General features: G+C 69.6%; 12 protein-coding genes. 10 read left to right on the top strand and 2 right to left on the bottom strand.

Features of this window, described 5'->3' with window-relative positions; translation table 11 throughout:
* Positions 1–9 precede the first annotated feature (9 nt).
* Complete coding sequence (locus Q9R27_RS16540) at positions 10–630, bottom strand: class I SAM-dependent methyltransferase (protein ID WP_311253505.1); 621 nt, start codon at positions 628–630, stop codon at positions 10–12.
* 44 nt (positions 631–674) lie between these two features.
* On the opposite strand from Q9R27_RS16540, the gene dop reads away from it, so the two are divergent.
* The 10 genes from dop to Q9R27_RS16490 all read left to right on the top strand — a co-directional run bounded on the left by dop (position 675) and on the right by Q9R27_RS16490 (position 11,275).
* A complete protein-coding gene (gene dop, locus Q9R27_RS16535) occupies positions 675–2,183 on the top strand; it encodes a depupylase/deamidase Dop (protein WP_311253504.1) in 1,509 nt (502 codons plus the stop codon).
* A gap of 37 nt (positions 2,184–2,220) precedes the next feature.
* Positions 2,221–2,418: a ubiquitin-like protein Pup gene (locus tag Q9R27_RS16530; protein WP_311253503.1), complete on the top strand. Its 198-nt coding sequence runs from the start codon at positions 2,221–2,223 to the stop codon at positions 2,416–2,418.
* A 4-nt stretch (positions 2,419–2,422) separates the two neighbouring features.
* The gene (gene prcB, locus Q9R27_RS16525; protein WP_311253502.1) at positions 2,423–3,265 is read left to right on the top strand and encodes a proteasome subunit beta; all 843 of its coding nucleotides are present in this window, start codon (positions 2,423–2,425) and stop codon (positions 3,263–3,265) included.
* 19 nt (positions 3,266–3,284) lie between these two features.
* The gene (prcA, locus tag Q9R27_RS16520; protein ID WP_311253501.1) at positions 3,285–4,064 is read left to right on the top strand and encodes a proteasome subunit alpha; all 780 of its coding nucleotides are present in this window, start codon (positions 3,285–3,287) and stop codon (positions 4,062–4,064) included.
* A 50-nt stretch (positions 4,065–4,114) separates the two neighbouring features.
* Positions 4,115–5,476: a Pup--protein ligase gene (gene pafA / locus Q9R27_RS16515; RefSeq protein WP_311253500.1), complete on the top strand. Its 1,362-nt coding sequence runs from the start codon at positions 4,115–4,117 to the stop codon at positions 5,474–5,476.
* Positions 5,477–5,528: 52 nt separating this feature from the next.
* Entirely contained in the window at positions 5,529–6,533 is a 1,005-nt protein-coding gene (locus Q9R27_RS16510; protein WP_311253499.1) for an FKBP-type peptidyl-prolyl cis-trans isomerase, read from the top strand.
* Between the two features lie 67 nt (positions 6,534–6,600).
* On the top strand, positions 6,601–6,822 hold the full coding sequence (tatA, locus tag Q9R27_RS16505) for a twin-arginine translocase TatA/TatE family subunit (protein WP_311253498.1): 222 nt from the start codon (positions 6,601–6,603) through the stop codon (positions 6,820–6,822).
* Positions 6,823–6,837: 15 nt separating this feature from the next.
* Positions 6,838–7,683 (top strand): twin-arginine translocase subunit TatC, encoded by an 846-nt coding sequence (gene tatC, locus Q9R27_RS16500; protein WP_311253497.1) that lies wholly within the window; start codon positions 6,838–6,840, stop codon positions 7,681–7,683.
* Positions 7,680–8,549 carry a YegS/Rv2252/BmrU family lipid kinase gene (locus tag Q9R27_RS16495; RefSeq protein WP_311253496.1) on the top strand — a complete coding sequence of 290 codons (870 nt, stop codon included), beginning with the start codon at positions 7,680–7,682 and terminating at the stop codon, positions 8,547–8,549. The genes tatC and Q9R27_RS16495 overlap by 4 nt, the downstream gene beginning before the upstream one ends.
* Complete coding sequence (locus Q9R27_RS16490; protein ID WP_311253495.1) at positions 8,546–11,275, top strand: DEAD/DEAH box helicase; 2,730 nt, start codon at positions 8,546–8,548, stop codon at positions 11,273–11,275. The genes Q9R27_RS16495 and Q9R27_RS16490 overlap by 4 nt, the downstream gene beginning before the upstream one ends.
* Here the strand turns inward: Q9R27_RS16490 and Q9R27_RS16485 are convergent.
* On the bottom strand, positions 11,261–11,632 hold the full coding sequence (locus Q9R27_RS16485) for a DUF3054 domain-containing protein (protein ID WP_311253494.1): 372 nt from the start codon (positions 11,630–11,632) through the stop codon (positions 11,261–11,263). The genes Q9R27_RS16490 and Q9R27_RS16485 overlap by 15 nt on opposite strands.
* Positions 11,633–11,636 lie beyond the last annotated feature (4 nt).

Genomic DNA, 11,636 nt, shown 5'->3' with positions numbered 1-11,636 from the left:
CCGGGAGGCTCAGGCCTGCCCGGTGGCGAGGTAGCCGTAGGTCATCGGTGCGGACACCTTCGCGGAGAGCAGGTAGGCGTTCTCCACCTGCCCCATCGTGAAGCCGGCCGCCTCCGCAAGGGCGACCGGATCCCGGGTCAGGTGGCACCCGCCGGCCACCCGCCGCTGCACTGGCTCCATGCGCTGTTGCCAACGGCGTACGCCCGGGTCGGGGGAGAGTCCGTGCTCGAGCAGATGCAGCGTGCCGCCGGGCCGCAGCACCCGGTGCATCTCGCGCAGCGCCAGCGCCGGGTCCGGGATGGTGCACACGCTGAACGTGCACAACACCGCGTCGTACGTCGCATCTGCGGCCGCCAGGTGCTGCCCGTCCAGGCCGACCCGGTGGACGGGCACCGTGCTCGGTTCCCGGCGACGCGCGGAGAGGGCCCAGGCGCGATCGGACGGCTCCACTGCGTCCACCGACTCCACCGCGTCGGGATAGAAGCGCGTGTTGAGGCCACCCCCGAAGCCGATCTCCAGCACCCGGCCCGCCAACCCGGCGCAGCACCGCTCCCGCCAGGCCCCGATCTCCCGGCCGCGCAGGGCGCGATCGACGAGGTGTGGCACGACGCGTTCTTCCCACCAGCCCATGCGGGTCACCGTAACCGACGCCCGCTGCCGAGTAGGCTCGTCCCATGAGCGTGCGCAGGGTGATGGGCACCGAGGTGGAGTACGGGATCTCCGTCCTCGGCCAGCCGAACGCCAACCCGATGGTCTCCTCCTCCCAGGTAGTCAACGCCTATGGCACCGCGACGCTGAAGGCCCGCCGCGCCCGCTGGGACTTCGAGGAGGAGACCCCGCTGCGCGACGCCCGGGGCTTCGACATGGCCCGCCAGATCGCCGACCCCACCCAGTTGACAGACGAGGACCTGGGCCTGGCGAACATCATCCTCACCAATGGGGCCCGCCTCTACGTGGACCATGCGCACCCGGAGTACTCGACCCCCGAGGTGACCACCCCGCTCGACGTGGTCACCTGGGACAAGGCCGGGGAGCAGGTGATGCTCGACGCGGCCCTGCGGGCGGCCAACCTGCCCGGCGGCGCGCCGATCGTGCTCTACAAGAACAACACCGACAACAAGGGCGTCTCCTACGGCGCCCACGAGAACTACCTGATGCGCCGCTCGACACCGTTCAGCGAGATCGTGCGCCACCTGATCCCGTTCTTCGTCTCCCGCCAGGTGGTCACCGGAGCCGGCCGGGTCGGCATCGGCCAGGACGGGCGCGACCACGGGTTCCAGATCAGCCAGCGGGCCGACTTCTTCGAGGTGGAGGTCGGTCTGGAGACCACCCTGAAGCGGCCGATCATCAACACCCGCGACGAGCCCCACGCCAACCCCGAGCTCTACCGCCGCCTCCACGTGATCATCGGCGACGCGAACCTGTCCGAGATCTCCACCTACCTCAAGATCGGCACCACCGCCCTGGTCCTCTCGATGATCGAGGCCGACTGGATCCCCGAGCCCCTCACCGTGGCCCAACCTGTCAAGGAACTCCGCGCGGTCTCGCATGACCCCACATGCCGCCACCTGGTCACGCTTGCCGACGGGCGCACGCTGACCGGCGTACAGCTGCAGATGGAGTACCTCGACCTGGCCCGCAAGTACGTCGACGCCACCCTCGGCGCCGACGCCGACCCCCAGACGCTCGACGTACTGGCCCGGTGGGAGTCGGTGCTGACCCGCCTGGAGCAGGACCCGATGGAGTGCGCCCGCGAGCTCGACTGGGTTGCCAAGCTGAAACTGCTGCAGCAATACCGCGATCGCGACGGACTCGACTGGGACGACGCCAAGCTGCACCTGATCGACCTGCAGTACGCCGACATCCGGCCGGAGAAGGGCCTGCACCACCGCCTGGTGCGCCTGGGCCAGATGGAACGCCTGGTCAGCGACGAGGCGGTCGCGGCAGCGATGCACGACCCGCCCGAGGACACCCGCGCCTACTTCCGTGGCCGGGTGCTGGAGAAGTTCGGTGAGTCGGTGGCCGCGGCCAGCTGGGACTCGGTGATCCTGGACCTCCCCGGGCGCGAGTCGCTGCAGCGGGTGCCCACCATCGACCCGCTGCGCGGCTCCAAGGCGCACGTCGGTGAACTGATCGACAGTTGCGAGACGGCACAACAACTCTTCGCCGCGCTCACCCGCTGAACCCCAAACCCTTCCCCGAGTGGATAAGGTCGGTGTCATGGCACAGGAGCAGAAGCAGCCGAAGAAGTCCTCGGAGGAGACCGAGTCCACCGAGGACACCGTCGAGTCGGACGTCGCCGAACGCAAGGAGAAGCTCGACGAGGACATCGACGCGATCCTCGACGAGATCGACGACGTACTCGAGACGAATGCCGAGGACTTCGTGAAGTCGTTCATCCAGAAGGGCGGCGAGTGACCCGGTGAGCACGATCGACAACGGCCCCCGCCTGCCCGCATCCTTCCTGACGCCGGGGACCTCCTCGTTCGCCGAGTTCGTCTCCCAGCACTCCCCGGACCTGCTGCCCTCCAGCCGCGCCGTGCCCCAGGGCAGCGCCGAGGGCCTGGCACCGCACGGCACCACGATCGTGGCGGCCACCTTCCCCGGCGGCGTGGTGATGGCCGGTGACCGGCGCGCCACGATGGGCAACATCATTGCCCAGCGCGACATCCAGAAGGTCTTCCCTGCTGACGAGTTCAGCTGCGTCGGGATCGCGGGCACCGCCGGCCTGGCCGTGGAGATGGTCCGGCTCTTCGCCACCGAACTGGAGCACTACGAGAAGATCGAGGGCACCACGCTCTCCATGGACGGCAAGGCGAACCGGCTCGCCGCCCTGATCCGCCAGAACCTCGGCCTGGCCATGCAGGGACTGGCCGTGGTGCCGCTCTTCGCCGGCTACGACCTGGCCGCCGACCAGGGCCGGATCTTCTCCTACGACGTCACCGGTGGGCGCTACGAGGAGACGGCGTTCCACTCGGTGGGCTCCGGTTCGCTCTTCGCCCGCGGGTCGCTGAAGAAGCTCTACCGCGAGGACCTCACCGCCACCGAATGCGTCACCGCTCTCGTCCAGGCGCTGTACGACGCGGCCGACGACGACTCCGCCACCGGCGGGCCCGACATGACGCGCCGCATCTTCCCGGTGGTCCACGTGATCACCGCGGACGGCGGCAGCCGGATATCGGACGCCGAGGTCGCCGAGATCGCCGACCAGGTGATCGCCAGCCGCACCCAGCGCCCCGACGGCCCCGCCGCGACCCTGGTCTGATCGGGAAAGGACTGAACCCATGAGCATGCCCTATTACGTCTCACCCGAGCAGTTGATGAAGGACCGCGCCGACTTCGCCCGGAAGGGCATCGCCCGGGGCCGCTCGGTGGTCGTCGTCCAGTATGTCGACGGCGTCCTCTTCGTCTCCGAGAACCCCTCCCAGGCGCTGCACAAGGTCTCGGAGATCTATGACCGGATCGCGTTCGCCGCCGTGGGTCGCTACAACGAGTTCGAGAACCTGCGCATCGCCGGCGTACGCCTGGCCGACATGCGCGGCTATGCCTACGACCGCCGCGACGTCACCGGGCGCGGCCTCGCCAACGCCTACGCCCAGACCCTGGGCACGATCTTCTCCAGCGGCGGCGAGAAGCCCTATGAGGTGGAGATCTTCGTCGCCGAGATCGGTGACGAAGCCGCCGATGACCAGATCTATCGCCTGACCTATGACGGTCAGGTCGCCGACGAGCACCGCTATGCGGTGATGGGTGGCGCAGCCGACGTCGTCGCCGCGCACCTGGAGGAGCACTGCGTCGACGGCGCCACGCTGGCCGAGGCGCTCGCCGTCGCGGTCAACGCGCTGGGCCACTCCGAGACCGGCGACCGGGTGATCCCGGCCGAGGACCTCGAGGTGGCCGCGCTGGACCGGACCCGGTCGCAGCCGCGCAAGTTCCGCCGGATCCGCGGCCAGGCCCTGGGCGACCTGCTCGGGGACCGCGGACCGGCCACACCGGCGCCCGAGCCGACAGGAGCGACCGAGCCGACGGAGGCGACCGACCCGGAGCCACCGATCGCGCCCTGAACCCGCGCAAGCTCCGGGAAAGTGCAGTCGACACCGACTAGTGTTGATGCATGGACCGGCGGATCTTCGGGATCGAGAACGAGTACGGCGTCACCTGCACGCTCGACGGCCAGCGCCGCCTGAGCCCGGACGAAGTCGCCCGCTACCTGTTCCGCAAGGTCGTCTCATGGGGCCGCAGCAGCAACGTCTTCCTGCGCAACGGGGCGCGGCTCTACCTCGACGTCGGCTCGCACCCCGAATACGCCACCCCCGAATGTGACGACATCACCCAGTTGGTGACCCACGACAAGGCAGGGGAGCGGATCCTCGAGGGCCTGTTGATCGATGCCGAGCGGCGCCTGCACGAGGAAGGCATCCCCGGCGACATCTACCTGTTCAAGAACAACACCGACTCGGCGGGCAACTCCTACGGCTGCCACGAGAACTACCTGGTCGGCCGGGCGGGGGAGTTCAGCCGCCTGGCCGACATCCTGATCCCGTTCCTGGTCACCCGGCAGATCCTGGTCGGCGCCGGCAAGGTGGTCCAGACACCGCGGGGTGCGTCGTACTCGGTGAGCCAGCGGGCCGAACACATCTGGGAGGGCGTCTCCAGCGCCACCACCCGCAGCCGTCCCATCATCAACACCCGCGACGAGCCGCATGCCGACGCGGAGAAATACCGGCGCCTGCACGTCATCGTCGGCGACTCCAACATGAGCGAGACCACCACCCTGCTCAAGGTGGCCAGCTGCGAACTGGTGCTGCGGATGATCGAGGAGGGCGTGGTGATGCGCGACCTCACCCTGGAGAACCCGATCCGCGCGATCCGGGAGATCTCCCACGACATCACCGGCCGGCGGCAGGTCCGCCTGGCCAACGGTCGCGAGGCCAGTGCCCTGGAGATCCAGCAGGAGTACTTCACCCGCGCGCGCGACTTCGTGGACCGCCGGGAGCTGCGTACGCCGGTCATCGACGCCGCACTGGACCTGTGGGAACGCGGGTTGAAGGCCATCGACTCCGGCGACCTGGACCTGGTCGAGACCGAGATCGACTGGGTGATCAAGCTGAAGCTGCTGGACCGCTACCGCGCCCGTCACGGCCTCGGCCTGGGCCACGCCCGGATTGCCCAACTGGACCTCGCCTACCACGACATCCGCCGCGACCGCGGCCTCTTCTACTTGCTTCAGAAGCGCGGTGCAGTGCAGCGCGTGGTCAGCGACCTGGCCGTCTTCGAGGCCAAGTCCGTGCCGCCGCAGACCACCCGGGCCCGGCTGCGCGGCGACTTCATCCGCAAGGCCCAGGAACGCCGCCGCGACTTCACCGTCGACTGGGTGCACCTGAAGCTGAACGACCAGGCCCAGCGCACCGTCCTGTGCAAGGACCCGTTCCGTGCCGTCGACGAGCGGGTGGAGCGCCTGATCGAGGGCATGTGACGCTAGGCTGTGCGGGCTCGTTCCCGAACCGAAGGTGACCCCCTTGCGTCGCGTGCTCACACTCTTGGCCACGATCACCCTGCTCCTCCTCGGCCTCACCGCCTGCAGCGGTGGCGACGACGAGACCCCGGACTCGGGGACGGTCAACGTCACCGGTGAGGCCGGCGCCGAGCCGCAGGTCGAACTCGAGGGCACCTACCACCGCAACGGGCTCACCTCCGACGTGCTCGTCGAAGGTGATGGGGAGACCGTCGGCCAGGGATCGAATGTCTTCGTCCGGATGCTGATGGTCAACGCGTACGACGGCGAGGTGGCGTTCAGCTCCTGGCGCAACGGCAACCAGGAGTTCCTCACCCTCGACGACTCCCTGCCCGGCCTGACCGAGGCGCTCATCAACCACAAGGTCGGCAGCCGGGTGGTCATCGAGGGCAACGGCCGCAACGTCTTCGGCGACTTCGGCCAGCCGTCCTTCTTCATCAGCCCCGGTGACTCGATCGTGATCGTCGCCGACATCATGAGCGAGATCCCCGACCTGGTTGATGCCGACGCCGATGCGGCACCGGCCGGTGAGCCGAAGGTCGTCCTTTCCGATGACGGCCGGCCCAACGCGCTGGACTTCACCGACCTGCCTACCGAGATGCCCACCGAGGCACGGGTGGTCAGCCTGACCGAGGGCGACGGCCCGGCACTCACCGAGGAGTCGGTGATGGTGATGCGCTACGTCGGCCAGGTCTGGGGCGCCGAGGAGCCGTTCCAGGAGAGCTTCAGCCGTCCGCTGACTGCTGACGACGTACGACCGTTGACCGGCTATGTGTCGGGCTACCTGGCCAACCTGCCCGGCGTCAAGGTGGGTTCCCGCATCCTGCTGGTGCTGCCGCCCGCACAGGGATACGGCGAGGAGGGCAACCCCGACGCCGGCATCGAGGGCACCGACACGATCGTCTTCCTGATCGACGTGCTGGCCGCCTACGAGCCCACCGAACCGGTGGTCCCCGAGGGCGAGGAGCCCACCGAGGAGCCGTCGGCCACCGACCCGAGCGCCAGCGCGACGCAGTAGTGGGCGCTGGCCCGGCGAGGCCGGGCGCGTACGATGGCAGCGTTGACCACCAACGATGAGGACGACCATGACACCCCAACTCATCGGGAGCCTCGGAACCCCTGAGCTCCTGATCATCTTCGCCGCGATCATCCTGATCTTCGGTGCCAGCAAGCTGCCCGAGCTGGCCCGGGGGAGCGGTCGGGCGCTGCGCATCTTCAAGGCTGAGACCAAGGGCCTGCGCGACGATGACGACACCACCCCCGACGAGCTCGAGTCGCGCGAGCAGCGCAACGACCGCGACGCCTGACCCCAGCCTGAACTGGTGAGCATCCTCGGCGCGATCGAGCTGCTGCGCGGCCGGCCCGCCCACCCGGTGGGGCCCGATGGCCGGATGGCACTCTCGGACCACTTCCGCGAACTGCGCGCCCGCCTGATCCGCTGCGTCCTGGCCCTGGTCGTGGCCTTCATCGTCGCACTCTTCTTCTACGACGAGCTCCTCGAGCTGATGCTCTCGCCGTACAACGACGCCCGGATAGCCCTGGACCAGGAGGTCCAGACCCGCGCCTACGTGAGCGGCGCGACCGGTCCGCTGATGCTGCAACTGAAGCTGTGCGGCGTCGCTGCCCTGGTCGCCACCAGTCCCTACTGGCTCTACCAGGTGTGGAGCTTCATGCTGCCCGGGCTGCACCGCAATGAGCGCAAGTGGTCGCGGATCTTCGCCGCCGTCGCCGGCCCGCTCTTCATCGGCGGCGTGGTGCTCGGCTACTACGTGCTGCCCAAGGGCCTCGAGGTGCTGATCGGGTTCACCCCCGACCCGCTGGAGAACCTGGTCGAGTTCGGGGAGTACTTCTCCTTCCTGACCCGGATGCTGCTGGTCTTCGGCGTGGCGATGGAGATCCCGCTCTTCGTGGTGCTGCTCAACCTGGCCGGCGTGGTCACCGGCAAGCAGATCGGGCGCTTCCGCCCGTGGATCCTGGTCGGCACCTTCATCTTTGCCGCCGTGGCCACGCCGTCGACCGACCCGTTCGCCATGACCGCGCTCGCCTCGGTGATGTGCGTGCTCTTCCTGATCTCCGAGGGCATCGCCCGTGGGGTCGACCGGTTCCGCGGCCGGCGCCGGGCCCGCTCTGCGGACCAGTGGGACGACGACGAGGCATCCGCGCTGTGAGCCGTGCGCTCGCCCTCCTGGTGAACCCGACGGCTGGCAGGGGACGGGCCGCACACAGCGCCGGCCTGGCCGCCACCCGCCTGCGCCTGGCCGGGTACGACGTCCGCATCGAGGTCGGCACCGACGCAGACGATGCCGCACGCCGGGCACGCGCTGCGGTGGCCGCGGACGACCTCCTGGTCGCCTGCGGCGGGGACGGCATGGTCCACCTCGCCGTGCAGGCCCTCGCCGGCACCGGCCGGCCGCTGGGCATCATCCCGGCCGGCACCGGCAACGACGTCGCCCGCTACCTGGACCTTCCGCGCACGGACCCGGAGGCTGCCGCGGACCGGATCATCGCCTCCCGGACCAGGACGATCGACCTGGCCCGCTGCGGAGACCGCTGGTTCACCACCGTGCTGGCAGCCGGGTTCGACGCGATGGTCAACGAGCGGGCGAACGCGATGAACTGGCCACGCGGGCAGATGCGCTACAACCTGGCGACGATGGCCGAACTGCGCACCTTCCGCCCGCTGCGCTACACGCTGGACATCGACGGGACGGCGTACTCGCTGGATGCGATGCTCGTCGCCGTCGGCAACGGGCCCTCCTTCGGCGGTGGCCTGCGGATCACCGAACCCGCGGTGCTCGACGACGGGCTCCTGGATGTGGCCATCATCGGCCCGGTCAGCAAGGTCGACCTGGTCCGCAGCTATCCCCGCCTCTTCACCGGCACCATCACCGACCACCCGGCGTACCGCCACTTCCGCGCCTCCCGCGTCACCGTCGCTTCCGCCGGCATCGTGGCCTACGCCGACGGCGAACGGTTCGGCGCGCTGCCCCTGAGCGTGGAGTCCGTGCCCGGCGCGCTTACGGTGTTCGCATGAGCCACCCGCTGCTCCGCGAGTTCGCCGACCTGTATCCCTTCCCCCTCGATGACTTCCAGGTGCGCGCCTGCCGTGAGGTCGAGGACGGCAAGGGGGTCCTGGTCGCGGCTCCCACGGGGTCCGGCAAGACGATCGTCGGTGAGTTCGCCGTCCACCTGGCCGTCACCTCGGGGCGCAAGTGCTTCTACACCACGCCGATCAAGGCGCTGAGCAACCAAAAGTACGCCGACCTGGTCTCCCGTTACGGCGCGGAGTCGGTCGGACTGCTCACCGGGGACAACACGATCAACGGCGAGGCGCCGGTGGTGGTGATGACCACCGAGGTGCTGCGCAACATGCTCTACGCCGGATCCCGCACCCTGGAGGGGCTCGGCTACGTGGTGATGGACGAGGTCCACTACCTGGCCGACCGCAACCGCGGCGCCGTCTGGGAGGAAGTGATCATCCACCTGCCCGAGAGCGTCTCGGTGGTCTCACTCAGCGCCACGGTGTCGAACGCCGAAGAGTTCGGCGAGTGGCTGGCGACCGTGCGCGGCGAGGTGACCACCATCGTGGAGGAGAAGCGCCCCGTGCCGCTCTTCCAGCACGTGATGGTCGGCAAGCAGTTGCACGACCTCTTCGCGGACACCGAGGAGCAGGCCAGGGCCGGGTTCGTCCAGGAGGGCGCCAAGGTCAACCCGCACCTGCTCCGGGTGGCCCGCGACGACTGGGCCGGCAACCGGATGCGCGACCGCAGGGACAAGAAGGGCAACCGTGGCCGCGGCTCCCGCCCGCAGGGGCGCCGCCTCTACCTGCCCACCCGGTTCGACGTGGTGACCCGGCTCGACAGTGCCGGTCTGCTCCCTGCAATCGTCTTCATCTTCAGCCGGGTCGGGTGCGATGCCGCGGTCCAGCAGTGCGTGGACGCGAACCTGCGTCTGACCACGCCCGAGGAGCGCGATGAGATCTATGAGTACGTCGAGTCCGAGTGCCGCGACCTGCCCGCCGACGACCTGGACGTGCTCGGCTACCACCAGTTCCTCGACGGGCTCACCCGCGGCGTGGCCGCCCACCATGCCGGGATGCTCCCGCGGTTCAAGCAGATCGTGGAGGAACTCTTCCTGCGCGGGCTGTGCCGGGTCGTCTTCGCCACCGAGACCCTGGCCCTGGGCATCAACATGCCGGCACGGACCGTGGTCCTGGAGAAGCTGTCGAAGTGGAACGGCGAGGCACACGTCGACATCACCCCGGGGGAGTACACCCAGTTGACGGGGCGGGCCGGGCGCCGCGGCCTGGACGTCGAGGGCCACGGCGTGGTGCTCTGGCAGCACGGGATGAACCCGCGCGAGGTGGCCGGACTGGCCTCGACGCGCACCTACCCGCTCCGTTCCTCGTTCCGGCCCTCCTACAACATGGCCGTCAACCTGGTCCACCAGTTCGGCCGCGAACGCGCCCGGCAACTGCTCGAGTCGTCGTTCGCCCAGTTCCAGGCGGACAAGGCCGTGGTCGGCCTGGCCCGCAAGCTGCGCAAGAGCCAGGACGCCCTCGACGGGTATGCCGAGGCAGCCCAGTGCGACCGCGGCGACTTCATGGAGTACGCCGCCCTGCGGCGCAAGATCTCCGACGTCGAGAAGGGGGCCGCCAAGGCCCGCCGCAAGGACCTCCGCGCCGAGGTGATCACCTCCCTGGCCCGCCTCCAGCCCGGTGACGTGATCGTCGTACCGCACGGGAAGTTCGCCGGGCCGGCCGTGATCGTCGAGGCCGGCCTCCACCACGACGAACCGCGGCCCTCGGTGGTGACCGCTGGCGGCCAGGCGCGCCGGCTCGCGATGATTGACTTCCCGACCCCGGTGGAGGCGCTTGCCCGGATCCGGGTGCCCCGCAACTTCAACGGGCGCAACCCGCAGATGCGCCGCGACCTGACCGCGACCCTGCGCAACCGGATCCGGGGCATGGACCTGCCCTCGTCCCCGCGCCGGAGCCGCTCCGGTGGGGGCACGGCCCTGGCCGGCGTGGACGCGGAAGTGGCCCGGTTGCGTGAGCAGTTGCGCGCCCACCCCTGCCACGACTGCCCAGAGCGTGAGGACCACGCCCGGTGGGGGGAGCGGTGGTTCAAGCTCAACCAGGAGGCGTACACCCTCAAGCGCCGGGTCGAGTCACGGACCAACACCATCGCCCGCCAGTTCGACCGGGTCTGCGACGTACTGAGCGCGATGGAATACCTCGAGGGTGACCAGGTCACCGAACGCGGTGCGCACCTGCGCCGGATCTACTCCGAACTGGACCTGGTTGCCGCCGAAGCGATCCGCACGGGGCTGTGGGACGACCTCGACGCCTCCGAACTGGCCTCGGTCCTCTCCGCGCTGGTCTTCGAGGCCCGGCGACCCGATGACGCCCGTTCCCCCAGGCTGCCGCAGGGACGGATCCGCGACGCGCTGCGCGACCTGGTCCACCTGTGGAGCGACCTGGACGAGCTCGAGCGCAGCCACAAGCTGGACTTCCTCCGTGAGCCCGACCTGGGCTTCGCCTGGGCGGCGTACCGCTGGGCCGAGGGCGACGACCTGGACGACGTGATCGGCGCGATCGACCTGGCCGCCGGCGACTTCGTCCGGGTGATGAAGCAGCTTCTGGACCTGGTCCTCCAGGTCAGCCACGCCTCCGCCGGCACGCCGCTGCGCGCCGTCGCGCTGGAGGCGGCCGACCGGATGCGGCGTGGCGTCGTTGCCTACTCCTCACTCGCTGAGTGAGGAACGCGCCAGCCACCCCCGGACCAGTCGCGCGCCGAGGAGGAAGGCGCCCAGCACCAGGGTGGCCACCACGATGAACGAGAACGCGGTGCCCTGGCCGCTCACCTGGCGCAGCACCATCCCGAGGAACACGGTGCTGATCCAGATCGTGATGCCGGCTCCGAGGTCGAGTGCCCAGCGCCGCCCGAGTTGGCGGACGAGGATCCAGCCCACCGCCAGGCCGACCAGGAAGGGCCAGGCCGTGGTGAGCGCACCGAGGATCGCGTTGCCGCGCTCGTGCTCCGCCCGTCCGATCGCGGCGAAGACCACGACCAGGAGCGCATCGACGGCGAGTGCAGTGGCGGCGGAACGAGGCATGGTC

The sequence above is a fragment of the Nocardioides sp. AE5 genome, from assembly GCF_031844485.1.
Taxonomy (GTDB): domain Bacteria; phylum Actinomycetota; class Actinomycetes; order Propionibacteriales; family Nocardioidaceae; genus Nocardioides.
This window is presented reverse-complemented; position numbering and strand designations above follow the sequence as displayed.